This window comes from Bacillus methanolicus, from assembly GCF_028888695.1.
GTDB classification, from domain to species: Bacteria; Bacillota; Bacilli; order Bacillales; family Cytobacillaceae; genus Bacillus_Z; species Bacillus_Z methanolicus_B.
Genome location: NZ_PNFF01000001.1, coordinates 1,343,389 through 1,360,388 on the forward strand (window position 1 = coordinate 1,343,389; position 17,000 = coordinate 1,360,388).

General features: G+C 35.7%; 12 protein-coding genes and 2 pseudogenes. 5 read left to right on the forward strand and 9 right to left on the reverse strand.

What is annotated here, in order from left to right; genetic code table 11:
• Window positions 1-56: 56 nt before the first annotated feature.
• The gene (locus tag C0966_RS06675) at window positions 57-1,589 is read right to left on the reverse strand and encodes a multicopper oxidase family protein (protein ID WP_274854457.1); all 1,533 of its coding nucleotides are present in this window, start codon (window positions 1,587-1,589) and stop codon (window positions 57-59) included.
• Between the two features lie 284 nt (window positions 1,590-1,873).
• The gene (locus C0966_RS06680; RefSeq protein WP_274854458.1) at window positions 1,874-3,046 is read right to left on the reverse strand and encodes a C40 family peptidase; all 1,173 of its coding nucleotides are present in this window, start codon (window positions 3,044-3,046) and stop codon (window positions 1,874-1,876) included.
• 437 nt (window positions 3,047-3,483) lie between these two features.
• Here C0966_RS06680 and C0966_RS06685 point away from each other — a divergent pair, with 437 nt between their 5' ends.
• Window positions 3,484-3,618, forward strand: a complete 135-nt coding sequence (locus C0966_RS06685) for a hypothetical protein (RefSeq protein WP_274854460.1) — start codon at window positions 3,484-3,486, stop codon at window positions 3,616-3,618.
• A 92-nt stretch (window positions 3,619-3,710) separates the two neighbouring features.
• On the opposite strand, the gene C0966_RS06690 is transcribed toward C0966_RS06685, so the two are convergent.
• From C0966_RS06690 to C0966_RS06710, 5 genes and pseudogenes are all read right to left on the reverse strand, one after another.
• Entirely contained in the window at window positions 3,711-4,040 is a 330-nt protein-coding gene (locus tag C0966_RS06690) for a hypothetical protein (RefSeq protein ID WP_274854462.1), read from the reverse strand.
• A 441-nt stretch (window positions 4,041-4,481) separates the two neighbouring features.
• Window positions 4,482-5,810, reverse strand: a pseudogene (locus C0966_RS06695) (PD-(D/E)XK nuclease family protein); the annotation flags it as partial.
• A 106-nt stretch (window positions 5,811-5,916) separates the two neighbouring features.
• On the reverse strand, window positions 5,917-8,334 hold the full coding sequence (locus tag C0966_RS06700; RefSeq protein WP_274854464.1) for a DEAD/DEAH box helicase family protein: 2,418 nt from the start codon (window positions 8,332-8,334) through the stop codon (window positions 5,917-5,919).
• Window positions 8,327-8,653, reverse strand: coding sequence for a nucleoside triphosphate pyrophosphohydrolase (locus C0966_RS06705; RefSeq protein WP_274854465.1), 327 nt, complete (start codon window positions 8,651-8,653; stop codon window positions 8,327-8,329). Before C0966_RS06705 ends, C0966_RS06700 begins: the two co-directional genes overlap by 8 nt.
• A gap of 195 nt (window positions 8,654-8,848) precedes the next feature.
• On the reverse strand, window positions 8,849-9,289 hold the full coding sequence (locus C0966_RS06710) for a hypothetical protein (RefSeq protein WP_274854466.1): 441 nt from the start codon (window positions 9,287-9,289) through the stop codon (window positions 8,849-8,851).
• A 628-nt stretch (window positions 9,290-9,917) separates the two neighbouring features.
• Here C0966_RS06710 and C0966_RS06715 point away from each other — a divergent pair.
• The 4 genes and pseudogenes from C0966_RS06715 (at window position 9,918) to tnpC (ending at window position 13,856) form a co-directional block, all read left to right on the forward strand.
• Window positions 9,918-11,059, forward strand: a protein-coding gene (locus C0966_RS06715; RefSeq protein ID WP_274855725.1) for an IS3 family transposase whose coding sequence is annotated in 2 segments (ribosomal slippage) — window positions 9,918-10,149 and window positions 10,149-11,059 — 1,143 coding nt in all. Because the reading frame shifts where the segments join, the coding sequence is not laid out codon by codon here.
• A gap of 508 nt (window positions 11,060-11,567) precedes the next feature.
• Window positions 11,568-11,894, forward strand: coding sequence for an IS66 family insertion sequence element accessory protein TnpA (gene tnpA / locus C0966_RS06720; RefSeq protein ID WP_274854468.1), 327 nt, complete (start codon window positions 11,568-11,570; stop codon window positions 11,892-11,894).
• A complete protein-coding gene (gene tnpB, locus C0966_RS06725) occupies window positions 11,888-12,244 on the forward strand; it encodes an IS66 family insertion sequence element accessory protein TnpB (protein ID WP_274854469.1) in 357 nt (118 codons plus the stop codon). The genes tnpA and tnpB overlap by 7 nt, the downstream gene beginning before the upstream one ends.
• Before the next feature lie 70 nt (window positions 12,245-12,314).
• A pseudogene (gene tnpC / locus C0966_RS06730) lies at window positions 12,315-13,856 on the forward strand (IS66 family transposase).
• Window positions 13,857-14,095: 239 nt separating this feature from the next.
• On the opposite strand, the gene C0966_RS06735 reads toward tnpC, so the two are convergent.
• Both C0966_RS06735 and C0966_RS06740 read right to left on the reverse strand, forming a co-directional pair.
• Window positions 14,096-15,772: an ATP-binding protein gene (locus C0966_RS06735; protein WP_274854471.1), complete on the reverse strand. Its 1,677-nt coding sequence runs from the start codon at window positions 15,770-15,772 to the stop codon at window positions 14,096-14,098.
• Window positions 15,765-16,988 (reverse strand): SIR2 family protein, encoded by a 1,224-nt coding sequence (locus C0966_RS06740; protein WP_274854472.1) that lies wholly within the window; start codon window positions 16,986-16,988, stop codon window positions 15,765-15,767. The genes C0966_RS06735 and C0966_RS06740 overlap by 8 nt, the downstream gene beginning before the upstream one ends.
• Window positions 16,989-17,000: the final 12 nt, after the last annotated feature.

Consider the following 17,000-nt stretch of genomic DNA (forward strand, 5'->3'; position numbering starts at 1 on the left):
TAAACACTGATTTTGCTAACCTCTCTTGTTTCAAGGGAGGTTTTTTATGGACTGTATTATCGGATAACAATATACGGTCTCATCATCTCATAATCTTCGTGCTCCAAGATATGACAGTGCCATACATACAACCCTTCATAAGGGCCAAACTTCATAATAATTCGAGTAACCTGGTTAGGATTAGCTCTTACTGTATCCTTCAATCCTCGTTCTTGTGGTTCGGGAGGCATCGCCGGACCCGTATAATGGATAATTCTCTCCTTGTTATACTTTTCTACATCGAAATCTCTCCGGTCTAATATTTGAAAATCAATTAAGTGAAGATGAATTGGATGTGTATCCGTAGTTAAGTTAATTAGATACCATATTTCGGTTGATCCCAATTTTGGATTTTCTGTAATGGGGGCATCCCACTGTTTATTATCCAATAGCATGAATTCACGACCGTACTTATCCATATTATCATTTAATGTTAAGTATCGTATCTTTGAAGCTGACTGTTCTTTCATTTTTGGAAGAGGCATCATATAAGCCGGAATAACACTCGTATCAATACTTGAGAGCGGAAGAGTCACTCTAAACTGCATTACAGTACCTGTATTTTCATTTGCCGGATCTCCGGTTGGAAAAGGCGCAGGTGCATCGTTTGTCATGATTATATTCTTGCCCTCTAAATTGGAAAAATCAATGATCACATCTGCTCGTTCTGCAGGTGCCAACATGATTTCTTTGACTCCTATCGGGTGTTGTATTAATCCCCCATCCGTCCCGATTTGATAAATAAGTTGTCCCGAATCAAGCTTTAGCCTATAGAAACGGGTGTTAGATGCATTTAACAGCCTGAATCGATATTTACGGGGTTCCACTTTTAGAAACGGCCATACTTTTCCGTTTACCAAGATGGTATCCCCAATAAATTCAGGAATGATCGACGTTTCTAATTCCGGAACTGGTTTATCTGGTTGTTTCGGGTAATAAAGAGAACCATCTTTATTAAAAGTCTTGTCTTGTATCAAAAGAGGGACCTCATATTTTCCACTTGGTAAATTCAATAAACGTTCCCGATGATCTCTTATAAGATAGAATCCTGCCAATCCAGCATACACATTGAGCCTCGTAATACCAAGCGTATGGTCATGATACCAGAGGGTGCAAGCATGATTGCAATTATCATATCGATATACTTGCTTTCTAAAATATCGACCGACTTGTTTAAATCCCTTTGTAAACCAAGCCTCCGGGTAGCCATCGCTTTCCCATTCAACACAAGCACCGTGTACATGTACCACCGTTCGTACTTCCGGTACATCCATATGGGCACCATGCACCGTATTGTCTACCGGCAAAAGATGCTTATCTGGAAGATTGTTGATCCATTTAATAAACACTTTTTCTCCACTCTCTACTTCAATTGTAGGTCCTGGATAGCTGCCTTCATAGCCCCAAACCGTTGTATCATTTAACTCACTATGGAGTGATTGCTTAAATTCCGTCATCTTCACTTCATAATAAGTATGAAACTGATCTTTCCATCGAGGTTTTAAAATAGGAGGAATGGGGAGTTCATCTACGAATTTAGAGATAATCATATTTCCGCTCCTTTATAACCTGCTGATTATAATTACTTTTTTATAAAGGTTATAAATATTACAAGCCCTGTATGACAAATTCAAATGGTTTGTGTGGTTGAAAATAGTGCGATTGCGTGAGGAAATCAAAGAAAACAAAAGAGAAGTTCATAGCTGAACATATAGTGCGTACTATTCTGAATCATTGGAATAGGTTCTTCTGTTAGCATGACATACCGATCACGCAAAAGCCGCCCGAAAAGGCGGTTTTTGCTAATTCTTCCTAAACGAGGTACGAAAAATAACTAAATTCGTATAACACGCCCATTGAACTTTTGTTTCCAATAACCGGTTGACATATCAGCAATTGCGACGCCGGTGGAGCTTTGCGATCCGATGAATTTCCCGTTTCCTACATATATGCCAACGTGTCCATCCTTTTTATATGTATCAAAGAAAACGAGATCTCCCGGCTGCATTTCTTTTACTGAAATTTGGCGCCCTGAATTTTTTAAGGAATCTGTAGTGGAACCCACTTTAATGCCTGCTTGAGAAAATGCCCAATGAACAAAACCGGAACAATCAAATCTTCCATTCGCAATATCATAAGCGTTTCTTCCGCCGCCAAACACATAGACTGAGTTTCCGATATATTTGTATCCAGCCGTAATAACAGTGTTTTTGTTTCCATTCGTTTCTTCATTCGTATTTTGAGCAGCAGCTCCGTTTGTTAAATTGGCCTGACTATCTAATTTTTGCTTCGGAACCGCAAGATTACTAGCTTTTATATGTGATTCTGCCTTTGAAGCAATATTTTTTTCTTCTATTTTAGCAAGCTGTTCCCTTCTCAAATCGTATTGTTTTTGTTGTTCTTCGAGTTGAACCTGCATTCCTTCAAGCTCTGCTTTCTTTCTAGTCAAATCGGTAAGTTTTTGTTGTAAAGAATCTTGTTTGTTTTTATGATCCCTTTTATCAGCTTCGTACTGTTCCAAAAGCTCCTTATCAGCTTCTGCAATCATAACCACTGCTCCTACCCGATCTACAAAATCACTAAAGCTCTCAGAACCAACCAGTACTTCCAGATAGCTGACATCACGGCCGCTTGCCTGATAAGATTTTGCACGCTCCTTTAATAGTTCATTTCGTTTTGCGATTCTTTTTTCTATTTCAACAAGCTCTTTTTCCAGCTGTTTGATTTGTGAAGTTGTTTCAACAATATCTGCTTCTGCCTTCACAATCATGTTTTGATTATCTCGTATTGCTTGATTAACTTGCTGTATTTGTTTATTTAATCCGGTAAGTTCATTCTTAACCTGGGAAACTTCTTGATCTTCCTTTGATATGTTTGCTTGAATCTGCTTCTTCATTTCCGATTTTTGATTTTCTAAATCACTAACAGTTTCTGCATGTACAAATGGAGCCACAAATCCCATTGCAAACATTACAGCAGTGCACAGCACCATCACCATATTTTTCATCACTCATTGCACCTTCTTTCTCTTTTTTGAAAATAAAAAAGATTTTCCAGTAAACCGCCAACATAATGACAACTTGTAAAAAACTCTTCTTAACAATGAAATTTCTCTCTACCGAAAATCCACAATCAATATTGAGTGACAACATTCAGTTCGAAAATATTTTCAGACTATTTGTACATTTAGGAGTATAGCACCCAAATTTGTCACGTTGATAATAGGAACATTACAATTAGATTAAACCGCTTTTTGTAAAATTTTACACATATATTTAGAACAAGGATTTTTCTCTCGTCCGCATTCTTTACAAGATGGACTGTTTCTTGATATGACATAGAAAACTGAGGCGATTGATTATTTTAAAAACAAAGTCAACGAAGTAATAAAAAACACTCGTTTGTAAAAAATAGATCAGAATTGTAACGAAAGGAGGTTTGAAAATGACCAACCGTAATGATAATCGGGAACGACGAAATAAATACCCGAATAACCAAAAGCAAGAAACTGAATTCTCGAAAGAAACGAATATTCGAAGTGACATTACAAAAAGAGATTTACAAAATAAATCTAAATAATAAAGAAAGGATCGATTGTCGTTGAACAAACAATCGATCCTTTTCCTCTCTTTTGACAGTGCCAAATAATTTTCAGCCCAAAAAGAAATGTTTTAGATCTCCTGGCTAATCTCTTTTCTATATTGAATGGCTGAAAGTAGTTTAAGACCTCTGAGCTTTGGTATTTGTTCGTCAAGTATATTCAAAGCTTCCGTTTTCTTGCCCTCGCGAACCTTTTCCTCTGCTTCAAGCCAAGTTCGATAAACGGGGTCCTTTACTCTTGCTTTGTAATGCTCATATGTGCTGTGATCGCCTAGTTGAAGGGCAATGGCTGCACCATAATACCACTTGTAAACGTTATCTTTCATTTGATAAAGCAGTTCTTTTGCTTCATTGTACCGTTTTTGTTTCGAAAGCAGCATCAAATAAGAAATTACTTTCATTTGATTGGAACGGATCCGAAAAAGTTCTTTTTCAGCCTCCTCTGCATCTCCATTGAAAAAAATGGTATATAAACCGGTAGTGCGCTTGTTTCGATTTTCTTAAGAAATTCATGATCTTATCGACGTCTCTCTCAAATAAAACCGGATAATACGACATGTAAAGCAAAGCTGAAACAAAAGGAATAAAGACTAAAAGAAAAATCCATTGAGGAACATCAAAGACCCCCATGAAAAAAGATGCGATGAGAAGTAACAAAAACAGCCAGACCAATTCTAACACTCCAATATATTTTCACATGCATATAAACTGTGTAATTTTCCTTGTTTTCCACAATCACTAAAAACTGAAATCTATCAATCGAAAACTTACTGCTTTAAAGTTGCTAAACTTACTTGTTATCACAGCAGCTTTTTCAGAAAGAATCATTTCGTCATCGGATTTTGTCCATAAACAATATCATGAATAGTTCCGGAAATAGCTGCGATTATAGCGTGGAAATCTTTTTTATTATAAAGTCCGTTCATTGCCTCTACAATTTCTCTCTTATCAGCCCAATTTTCAATTTTCACAGCAGAAGAATAGATTCGGGTATACTTAGCTCCATTTTCTTTCGATTTTTCCTTTATTTTAACACCTTTATTTTCCAGTGCATTGAGAAGTCTTAATCTTTCTTCAAAATCTAAAGGTCCAACCTCGACTGTAAGCTTTAATCTGTTATTCCAAATCCGCTCAAACCAAATAATAAAGGCATTGTTTAACCACCATTCCTCTTTTGGAACGCCTAATATCTCATCAAACTGTCTCCATTCCGGAAAAATAAAGTTAGGTACTCTTATATGATCTCGGTAGCATTTTTCAGGAATTTCATTTTGAAAAACAAACTCTAAGAAAGCTTCCCTGATAATGCTGTTACCGACCGAATAAATGAAGTTAATCGTTTCTTGATAGTTCAAATAAATTTTATCGATTGCAAATTTATCTTCAGGACTAAGGGCTGATATTTGAGATAATACTTCGTTACTAATAAACTTGTCAGTTTTTTCATTATGAACCGCATAAAGAAAATCAATGGCATCTTTATGTTTTTTGTATATATGTAGGGCCAATTCAATATCCTCTTCATCACGGACAAGCTCGTCTTGTAATATAGAAATATAGTAGTTAATAAATTCTTTGATTGGCTCAAAAATTTGGTCTCCATTCACGTCCATATATACTTTCAAAATATCTAAAATATCATTATAGTCCAAAATAAAGTACTCTTTGTTCGTAGGAACAGAGCTGTCCAAGCTTAAAAATATAGGAATAATCGTATATCCGCTGTATTTTTTACGGACAAAGTTTAAGTAGTTATTCAACTGGCCATCGGACTCTGAAGACTTGTATTTATTCTCAATTAAAATAACAACTTTCTGTGATTCTGAAACAGCCAAAATATCAATTCGTTTATTATTGGATGTTTGAACTTCCCGATATACTTCTAAATCATGAAACGAATGTTTGTGAAGCTGAATTAAATTGTAGCTTTCCAGCAAATGTTCATTCTCTGCTTTTACAAACGTTTTGGCTAAAAGTTTTTTCACAAAAAACGATCCGAGATTGTGATTTTCACTTGGATTCAAAAGCCAAGAAAGAACATTTGAATGCCGTATCTCAAATTTATCGACACGCAATATTTTAAAGGGATTAAAACGGCTAAATTTACTATGTAACTTTTCAAATTCGAGGGAATTATCTAATAATGATAAAATTTCATAGTTGTAGTCCATTATGTCTAAACCTTTCTGAGATTGTTATTCTTAAATTCGGAGCATTGTGTCTAATACCCAAATGATAAATATTTTTTCACGATGAATCAAAATGAAATTTTTGGAATTATTTCTTCACCTTCCGCTCAAAATGATAATGCAGCCGGTATTCGCAAATTTGCTTAGTCCAGTCATACAAAATTACTTCATCTTCTTTCAAAACATCAAAATTTATCCGAAAAATCCCATTCTCAAAAGATACCAATCCTTTAGAACTGCTACTCCATTTTGTCATCGGCATCGTAGCGATCAGTTTGCTGACAGCGCCCTCATTATAATCCCACAACTTTTTGGATGCCTTATCAGAAAAATCGATTCGTTTCCGGTATTCTTTTTCCATTAAATAATGGTGAAAAAATGGTGCCACTTCTACTGGACTGATTGGCTTGTACCATTTTGACGGACCGCGCTCAAGCATACATAGTAAGACAATCATCTTATAGCTCTTTGACATCGACGTTCTTTCTGCTTCAATCAGCCAGTTTTCATATCGATTAATAACTTCTTTCTCCTTATCTGAAAGCTCATTTGCCCAATCCAGGAAAACAAAGTAAGTCTTAAATTCTTGTCTGTATTGAGCTGAATCTGAAGCTCCTTTCAAGTGAAGTTCCAAATAAGTTGGCCTTCTGCCCAACTCCTGTTTCAGCTTCATATAGTCTTCAAACAGTTTTTCTTTTCTCGGCTGTTTTTTTCGAGCCATTTCTTCCAATAAATTTATGACTTTGAGATCAAGATCGATTTCACAAAAATCCGGAACTTTCGGCACAATCTTTTTTGATTTTGAATCAATGGATTCAGTATCAAACAAACTGAGCTTAATATCAGCATTTCGGTAGTTTCCAATTAAATCTATAATGACACAATGCTCTTTCCCAGGGTGCAGGCGCAGCCCCCGGCCGATTTGCTGTGTGAAAACGGTCAAAGATTCCGTCGGACGCACAAACAATAAAGTATCTACAGATGGAATATCCACACCTTCATTAAATAAGTCCACTGTAAAAATGACATCAAGTTCCCCGGCTTCGAGCTTTTCAATCGCACTCTGCCTGCCAATTTCAACTTGTTTGGAATGCAGGCTGACTGTTTTATATCCCTTTCGATTAAAAAAATCGGATAAAAAATCAGCCTGTCTTATTGAGGAACAAAATCCAATTGTTCTAGTTTGCTTTTTCTCTTTCCAAACATTAAGGATTTTTTCCGCCATTTCATCCCTTAACTGAACCTGCAGCAATTCCTCTTCATCATATCGATTGCCGAGCCAAGTGATCTGGCTGTAATCCGTATCATCGTATACCCCAAAATATTTAAAAGGAGATAACCACTTTCGTTCAATCGCATCTAAAAAGTCGAGCCGGAATGCAACGTTTCCATCACAAATGGCATAAACATCTTTATTATCATTACGTTCAGGTGTGGCGGTAATTCCAAGTAAAAACTGTGGCTTAAAATATTCGAGAACTCTCTGATAAGAATCAGCCGCAGCATGATGAAATTCATCGACAATGATCAAATCGAACTCATCAGGCTGGAATTGATGAAGATGGTGTTTCATGCTTAAGGTGTAAATAGACGCAAATACTGTATCTGCTTTTCCTTCTTTTACTTTGCCATTATAAATCCCGTATGATCTCTCCGGCGTAATTGCCTGAAACGATTTCTTTGCCTGATGAAGAATTTCTTCCAAATGAGCAACGAAGAGGACACGCTGAAAATTTTGGGCAAAAAAACCGGCTAGATAAGTTTTCCCTAACCCTGTCGCCATGACAACAAGGGCCTTATTATAATCCTCTTCAAGCGTCTTGTTTAATTCCTCAAGTGCCTCCACTTGTGCAAAGCGCGGCTTAATCTCCCCATATGGTACCGTCTTTTCTCTGATGACTTCAGCCGCAGCTTTATCATCTGTTTCAGATGGAAGCATTAAGTCCAGTTCTTCTTTCTCCGACCATTCCTTTACAAACCCCGGAAAGCGTTTGTGGTATTCCTCATAAGCACTGTTATATTCTTTAAGCGTTTCTCCATTTAGAGGCACCGTCTGCTCAGCGTAGAACGTTTTTAAAAATTGCTCTAGCGCCTCTTCGAACACGTCTTTTTCATTGCTTATGGAAAGATTCCACTCCACCCCATTGCTTAGAGCTGATCGGGACAAATTAGAAGAACCGACAACTAGACAGTCATTTTCTTCTGTTTGAAAAAGATACGCCTTTGGATGGAAAGAAGTCCCGTTGCTTTTCCAAAGTCGTATCTCAATATTGCCACTTATATTCAGCAGCTCTTCAAGAGCTTCAGGCTGGGTCACATATAAATAGTCCCCCGTGCAAATCTTAATATCTGCGCCTCTCGTAGCTGCCGTTTTAAGAGATTTCTTTAAATATTCGACTCCGGATTTCATTGTAAAAGATGTCAAGATGCAAATTGACGAAGACGCATCAATTTGCTTTATTAAGTGATCCCCTAGTCTTTTTGTAATTAACTGAACCTTACTCATCCTCAACCTCAATTAAAAAGATTTTTTCCTTGAAGCCTCCTCTTTTTTCCGCCTTCCGTTTACGAACTTCTTCTACTTTTTCGAAAGTGGCTCCATGATACTCGGCAAGTGCATGGATAATTTCCAATAGATCTGCCAGTTCTTCAATGGCATCCTCGTTATTTGTTGTGTTTACGTACTCTTCAAGTTCTTCAAAACTTTTTTTCTTTAATTCTTTTATGTATTCCTCATTACTTAAAATTCTGGTAGAGAACTGTTTTCCGGCAGATTCAATTATTTCCGGAATACGGTCGCGGACGAGTTTGTTGTAAATTGGCATATTCTTTCCCCCTAACAGATTATATATATAATATATCAAACTCGGCTTACTAAAAGATCGTAATGGTGGAAACAATTATTCTATCACTGAAAGAAGAACCCAGCCTTATTAGCTAAATTCCTCATTTTGTACTAAATCTATTAATGATTTATGAAAAAGCTTTAACCCATTTCCTTAGTCAAAGACTTTTTTTCATTAAATATATTCAATTTTCATTATGGCTTCCATTGGTATAGTTGTACCGTTGGCATCAAAGCAAGTATTACAATGAATAGAAAGTTCCATATTGTAATATTTATGATACAAATAATTCAATACAATTCCTAAATGTCCTATGTTAGAGTCCTGAACTTGAAACTTGATAATACACGGATAAGTTGATTGTCTTAACTTGGTCAACAAGTCGTAATTGTATTTTTCTTCAAACGTATAACATATGTATTCCACTATTTCAGGAGCGTTCAAATAATCGTGTTTACCGATTTCTTCAACGGAAAAAGCAACTTCCTTAATTAACATCGCAAAAGAACCCCAATGAAATGAATCTGAAACCTTTATACGATAAAGCCACTCATAATAAACAAGCGATTGTTTCTCCAAATATTTTTTGAAATTTTGCCATTCTTCTTGAGGCAAAAAGCCTTTTTGGAGATGAAACCATAAATCCCATATAATTCGAATGATTTACCCAACTGCAGAATACCTTCTTTAAAGTCATTTCCTTTAAACGTTCTTGTCAGATGAAACCAAGTCGTACATTCAAATTGTAGATTGGTTCTTGCCATTGTCTTTATTTTGTTGAGAAACAAGTCCTCCGCTGGTTCCAAATAATCAGGGTTATCTTCATAATACTTTTCTAAATCAAACTGATTAAAGAAAGATAGCAGTTCAGCTTTTGTAACGCCTGTAATTGGTTCTAATGTTCAGGCAAAGCTTTATATCTAGATGTTCGAATGGCTTGATAATAAACGACTTTGTATCTTCATCTGTGCTGATAATTGTTGCATTCATAGGTGAGAGGTGTTCATCTATTTCAGGTAACAACGACTCAATAAAATTTTGTTCGAGAATGTTTGGGGCTAGGGGATATGTGACATTGCCTGTTTCTTATAACTTTTCAAGAATCGCACTTTGATTCGTTTTGTTCAACCAATTGATAATTTTACGAGTGGTGCTAGTATAAATCCATGGACACATCTTAGTTAAGTTTTTAAAAATTTGACTAGAATGAAAATGAAAGGATGTGTCCTTGATGGGTAACCAAATCAGTAATAAAAAATTCAATGAAGATTTCCGAAAGATGGTGGTTGATCTCTATAGCTCCGGTCAAACAGTCAGAGATTTAAGCAGCGAATATGGCGTATCTGAAGTGACAATTTACAAATGGATTAAACGATATTCTCCAATGGATATAGCAGATGGAACAACTGTAACTCCTGATGATTTCGTCAAATTAAAGAAACAGATGCTCCGCTTGCAGGAGGAAAACGAAATTTTAAAAAAGGCTATGGCCATATTCGCCAAAAAGTAAGTTTGACCGAACTATCCAACGTAATTAATCAACATAAAGATCAATATCCCATTCAAACCCTATGTGAAGTGTTGGAAATCCCTAGAAGTACGTATTATCAATCCACTGATATAGTGGAATGCAGCCGCGTTCGTGAAAACAAAGAATTAACAGAAGGAATTAGAGAAATTCACGCAGAAAGCAAACAGCGTTATGGTGCTCCTAAGATCCATTTTCTCCTCAAACAGGAGGGCTATTTGGTGAGCCTCAAAAGGGTGCAGCGTTTGATGAAAAAAGCTGGGATGCGAGCCATTACCCAGAAAAAATATCGTCCGCAAGTAAGCAAGCATCAAGTAGAAGCACGCGATAATTTGTTAAACCGTGACATCTCCACTACGACGATCAACGAAAAATGGGTGGCAGACATTACTTATATTCATACACTTCGAGATGGTTGGTGTTACTTAGCTTCTGTACTAGATTTACAAACAAAAAAAGTAGTTGGATATTCATTTTCACGGACGATGACGACGGAATTAGTCACAAAAGCATTTGATAATGCTTTTGAAACACAGCAGCCGGCAGAAGGGCTTGTGCTACATACGGATTTAGGCTCGCAGTATTCAAGCGAAGACTTTCGAAACCATGTTCAATCAAAAGGTGTGAAACAATCATTCAGCCATAAAGGTTGCCCATATGACAATGCCTGTATCGAATCATTTCACGCCATCTTGAAAAAGGAAGAAGTTCATCATGTTACTTATGTGGATTATGCCTCAGCTAAAATCGCATTATTTCAATACATCGAAGGCTGGTATAATCGCAAAAGAATTCATTCCAGCTTGGGATATAAGACTCCCCAAGCGATAGAAGACCAAATACGGCAAATTGCATAGGTCACCTCATTGCCGACTGTGCACTCGCTTTATATGGAGTGGCGGGCATGATAGCCTAGTGTGGCGATGCCGATGTTTGCGACATCTGGCTTCTCGGCAGGAAACTCATGCCCGCAGAGGCTTCATGTCAAGCGCCATGGCCCAACTTATATTTAATCGGGCATGGCTGAAGAAATAGTTAATTTTTTTGTATCCGGAAATTTGACTTAGATCCAGAGTGACAACAAATTTTTTGTTTTTATGGAATTCATTATATTGTTTCATTTCGTTTAGAAATTGCTGTTGTTTTTGAAGATATTCCGCAAATATTTAAGCAAGGATATTTCATCCCGCTTTTACTTTACTTCAATTAAATATATAAGAGCTTTTTTTTGTACATAACCAAAAAATAGCCCCCCTATCCCTTTATTTTATTGGTAAATTTGTAACCGTAAAATAGTACCCACCTATTAACCTAGATGACACTTTGAGATAATCTCTTCAAATCAATATTTGAGGAGGTTTTTTGATGTCTCGAGCAGAATTGCGAAAAGAATGGGAACTTCGGATCGCTGAGTTTAGGGCAAGTGGACAGACCCAATCCAAATGGTGTGCTGACAATAATGTGAAGCTCCATCAATTAAAATATTGGCTTAAGAAAATTGAAAACACAAATCGGATCTCAACACCATCAACTAATTGGGTCTCAATCACAATGGATGAACAATATGCCGAATCAAAAGACACTTCATTATCCTTACAGATTAAAATAGGTCAAGCATCCATAGAGGTTAAACCAGGTTTCGACCCATCTTTCCTTGCGGAAGTCGTCAGGACGTTAAGATCGCTATGTTAAACGAAACAATGATCGCGAATGTTTACCTCGCCCGAGGGAGCACAGATTTGCGCAAATCCATTGATGGATTGGCTGCGTTGGTGACAGAAGGGTTTGATCTAGATCCCTTTTCGCCTAGCTACTTTGTCTTTTGTAATCGTAATCGGGATAAACTGAAAATCCTTCATTGGGAGCACAATGGCTTTTGGCTCTATTATAGACGTTTAGAGCGCGGAAAATTTCAATGGCCAACGGAAGAAAGTGATGTACCGCTAAAATTAAGCCGCCGCCAGTTCCGTTGGTTACTTGATGGACTTCCACTTGAACAGCGCCAGGCTCATCCTGAAGTTACCGCGAGGACAGTCATATAAAATCATATTTTTTTTATTTACACACCAATTTTTAAAAGGGATTGATCATAATTTGTCGAATAGATAAAGTATGAAAAAGACAACGAAAACACCCACCCAACCAACTGAAAATCTTCAAAAACGATGTGAATCCCTTGAAAAGCAAGTCGCTGAACTGACTGTAAAACTAAAATGGTATGAGGAACAGTTTCGCCTCAGCCAAAAAAGACGATTCGGCTCTTCAAGTGAAAAAACACATTCCGATCAACTAGAGCTTTCGCTCTTTAATGAAGCAGAGGTAGAAGCAGCCTCCAATTTAGAGGAGCCTGCTTCTGAAACCATTACCTACCGTCGTCGTAAAAAACGTGGTCAACGTGAAACGATGCTAGAAGACCTGCCTACGGAAACGGTTGAATACCGCCTTTCCGCAGAAGATCAGGTCTGTTCGTGCTGCGGTGGATCTTTACATGAAATGAGCACGGAAGTGCGTCAAGAAATCAAAGTCATTCCAGCTGAAGTAAAAGTGGTTAAGCATGTCCGTTATGTCTACGCCTGTCGCCGTTGTGAACGTGAGGAGATCCATACACCGATTGTCACAGCGTCTATGCCGGCACCTGTCTATCCGGGCAGTTTAGCTTCTCCTTCAAGTATGGCGTATGTGATGAGTCAAAAATATGTGGAAGGGCTGCCTCTTTATCGCCAGGAAAAGCAGTTTGAGCGATTTGGGTTTACATTATCCCGGCAGACGATGGCGAACTGGATGATCTATGGCGCAGATCAGTGGTTACGTTTAATTTATGATCGGATGAAGGATCATTTACTTAAACAGGAGATTCTCCATGCGGATGAAACCACTTTGCAGGTGCTCCATGAACCAGGTCGAAAGGCAACATCCACTTCTTATATGTGGCTTTATCGCACTGGAAGAGAAGGTCCGCCGATTACTCTTTATGATTACCAACAGACACGGGGAAAGGAACATCCTCGCAAATTTCTGAATGGTTTCAAGGGCTACCTTCATGTGGATGGCTACTCTGGTTATCAAGGGGTGCCTCATGTGACCCTAGTAGGTTGCTGGGCGCATGCAAGGCGTAAGTTTGATGAGGCCTTAAAGGTTTTACCGGCTTCAAAACAATCCGCTTCGGTAGCTGCCAAGGAAGGGCTCAATTTCTGTAACCAACTTTTTGCGATTGAGCCTGACTTAAAGGATTCAACTCCTGAAGAACGCCATAAAAGTCGTTTGGAACGCAGCCAGCCAGTGCTGGATGCTTTTTCAGCATGGCTAAAAACGCAAAGGTCAAAAGTCCTCCCAAAAAGCGCTCTTGGCCAGGCAATCCAATATTGCCTGAACCAATGGGATAAATTAGTGGGCTTTTTAAAAGATGGTCGGTTAGAAATCGATAATAACCGTAGCGAACGTTCAATCAAGCCATTTGCAATAAGCCGCAAAAATTGGTTGTTTGCCAAAACCACAAGAGGCACTCAAGACAGTGCAACAATTTACAGTATTATTGAGACAGCTAAAGAGATTAACTTAAACCTATCCTTTTGAGAAGCTACCAAACTTGGATACCCATGATAAAGATCTAAGGATCAATTAATGTCATTGTCATCAACGATCCCATTTATTTGAGTGTGTTAAAATGATTACTTAAATAAAAACTAAATCCCCATCTACTTGTAAGTAGGGATATTTGACCCGTACGGTCCTATAAACGGAATATCTGCAATTCTTCTTACAAATCTTATTGATCCTATAATATCTATTCTTACGGATAATGTAATCATTCTATTTAAGAGATATATAAAATCAACTGATAATATAATAAGTGTGCATTATTTATCTTATATGAGTTTTATATTACTCAAAATTTATACTCCCCTATTATCAATTTCAATTTCTAAAGGGACAGGAATTGCATCGCCCAGAATTAATGCTGTTCCAGTTGGTAAAGAAGATAATCTAGAAATTTGTATATCAGTAATAAAAGGGTTACTCTTCTTAATAAATTCTAAATCTAAATTATTTTTCAATCTATGTAAAATAAAATTACTACATTGAGAGACAACGGTTGAGGAAAGTTCATGAGGTTGTTGGCTAATAATACAAATAAAAACCCCAAACTTCCTACCTTCACGAGCAATTGTTTCAAATATATCCATAACTAAGCTTTCAGTAAATTGTTCTTTCTTAATATATTTATGAGCTTCATCAAAGATAAAGTTAATTTGACTAAATTCATGATTAGTACGTTGCTTTTGAAAACCAACTCTTAATATTAAATGTGTAATAAATTTTAATTTTGTATCTGACAATTCATTAACCTTAATAATTTTTGATTTTTTATCAGTAAATATTTTTTCAAAATTATTTCTTTTTTCTTGGTCTTCAACAAAGAATGAATTATATTCTGATAACAAAAAATCTAATCTAGTTATCATAGTCTGACAATGCGATCTCACATGTAAATTTCCCTTTGATTCTTCAAGGGTTAAAGCAATATTGATTCCATCTTTAATATTTTCTGGTTTCACCACAGGGGAATTGTGTCCTAGATATTTTTCTACAATATATTCTTCTGCATTAACGATTTTTTTTTCTGTTAGTTCTAAAAATCTTTCAGAAAGTCCACTTAACAATTTTTCAGAATCTTTAAATACACCATAAGATAAAGTAAAGTTTATTAGCGCTTCTTTTACATTTTGATTATTAACCAGACTTGCATATTTTTTCACAAAAACTAACTTTGTAGAGGCTTCAACATTAGAATGGTATGCAGAAAAGCTAATATACGCAGCAAGATCTTCCGAAATACCATTAGTTAAGTAGTGGGCTATTTTAATTCCATTAATTAATATTGGTAGTTGAGTTAGAGATGAAGGATTTATTAGATTTATCCAATCATCAATTGATAAATACCTTGGATCTATTGATATTTGATCTATTAATACTTGTTCAACATTATCTAAGTTATATTCATTATGTACATCAAAAACAATTGCTTTAAAATCTGAATCAATTTTTAATTTTTCTTGTAGAATTTTTTTTGCTGTAGTAGATTTCCCTGAATTAGTATTACCAAATAGAGATAAATGGCCACAAAAGAGTTTGTCTTTATCCAACCTTGGTATAAATTTAACATTTGAATTAATAATGCCAATCTTTAGACCATCTTTTTTACTGGAAAGACTTTTTTCAATTTCCTCATTTGTTGAGATATAAACTAATTCTCCAACCATTGGAAATTTCCCTACACCAAAATCTACTTTATTTGCATTAATTTGTGCAAGAGGAACCGCCTCAAAAATAACAATGTTTTTTATCTTTGAACTCTCATTTTTTACTAATATTTGTTCTTTTTCATATACCTTTGTAACTTGATAAATAGATATGTATGATTGAAATTTATCATAAATGCTTATTAAACTACCAACTCCATTAAAATCAAATATATTACCTTGAGAAATAAAGGGGATAGGATCCCTTGTAATTTCGCAAACAATTTTATTTGCTGTTACTTCGATAATTTTTCCTATTTTTCTAGACATTAATATCAACCTTTTCTAATTCGAAAATGTTCTCAACCAAGTATGAAAAATAATGTATCATTTGTCCATCTAACGTATCTCCACCAATTACATGCAGGTTTTGCTTATTACAATTTTTTTTATAAAATTCCCTTAATCCTTCCTCTCTAATATCACCCATAACTATCAATGAGAATGTCTCATTAGACAGAGCCTGCTGCATTAATTGATTAATATGTTCGTCTGGAAACCCGTAACCCATAACGATTAATGTCATATTTGGCTTTTGCAATTGCAAAGAAAATTCCCTGAATAATTCTGAAAATGGGGATTGTAAAGATTGCATATGTTTATTTACTGTAGGATAAATTACAGTATTACTTTGATCTGCGCTTACATCATATCCTATTTTTTCAATTACCCTATCATTTTCGATAAACCAATTTATTGAACCATGTAACTTAAACAGTCTACAAAATCGTGAAATAGGGTCCCATTTATCCTTATACCTATTTTCATCATCAACATATCTAATTCTAAACATAGATGGATCAAACTCCCTATTTATTATTCCATTAAAACCATTAATAAAATGAATTTTTACATTTTCTAGTGCTTTCTCAATAAATAAATCATAATTTGTTGTAAATATGTTTAATGGATAAAAGTGATTTTCTTTTCTGATACTAAAGACATAATTAAAAAAATTGCAATAATCTCTAAGAGTTAAATCAGATTTCGTAGGATCTAAACTAATAATAGAATCCTTAAGCTTTGATAATATTGTATAATATAATGCTTGGTAAGATGGAAATTTATCATCATCTTCCTTTAAGAACTGTAATCCAGAAATTAACCAATCTAAACATTTTTCAATATTATTGTTATTTTCATCTAAATATTCTCCCAGTAAGTGTTTATCTTCTAATTCATTTTTAATTCTTTTAAAAGTATTTCCCATTAAAGGAATTGAAGAACAGGAACAACCCGAACCTATAAATATACTTAAATTCGTACTCATGAAATATTCTTGCAATTTTATTTTTATATTTTCAATAGCATTTAAGTAATTATCATCATTTTGTTTGTAAAAGTTAAGGTAATTTAAATCTTCTAATTCATATTTAGTTCCATCCATAATTGTAATTAAGTTTTTATTACCTTTAATGTAATAAGGGAAGATTTTTGACATAATGTACCCTGTAACTGCTAAATTATAATCAACAGTTTCCGCCAAATAAGATTGAAC

Excerpts from the sequence above, each read along its gene's own strand:
- C0966_RS06690 (WP_274854462.1), bottom strand. The coding sequence starts at position 4,040 with ATGAAAGTAATTTCTTATTTGATGCTGCTTTCGAAACAAAAACGGTAC.
- C0966_RS06700 (WP_274854464.1), bottom strand. The coding sequence starts at position 8,334 with ATGAGTAAGGTTCAGTTAATTACAAAAAGACTAGGGGATCACTTAATA.
- tnpB (WP_274854469.1), top strand. The coding sequence starts at position 11,888 with ATGTTAAACGAAACAATGATCGCGAATGTTTACCTCGCCCGAGGGAGC.
- tnpA (WP_274854468.1), top strand. The coding sequence starts at position 11,568 with ATGTCTCGAGCAGAATTGCGAAAAGAATGGGAACTTCGGATCGCTGAG.
- C0966_RS06675 (WP_274854457.1), bottom strand. The coding sequence starts at position 1,589 with ATGATTATCTCTAAATTCGTAGATGAACTCCCCATTCCTCCTATTTTA.
- C0966_RS06680 (WP_274854458.1), bottom strand. The coding sequence starts at position 3,046 with ATGAAAAATATGGTGATGGTGCTGTGCACTGCTGTAATGTTTGCAATG.
- C0966_RS06685 (WP_274854460.1), top strand. The coding sequence starts at position 3,484 with ATGACCAACCGTAATGATAATCGGGAACGACGAAATAAATACCCGAAT.
- C0966_RS06735 (WP_274854471.1), bottom strand. The coding sequence starts at position 15,772 with ATGTCTAGAAAAATAGGAAAAATTATCGAAGTAACAGCAAATAAAATT.
- C0966_RS06705 (WP_274854465.1), bottom strand. The coding sequence starts at position 8,653 with ATGCCAATTTACAACAAACTCGTCCGCGACCGTATTCCGGAAATAATT.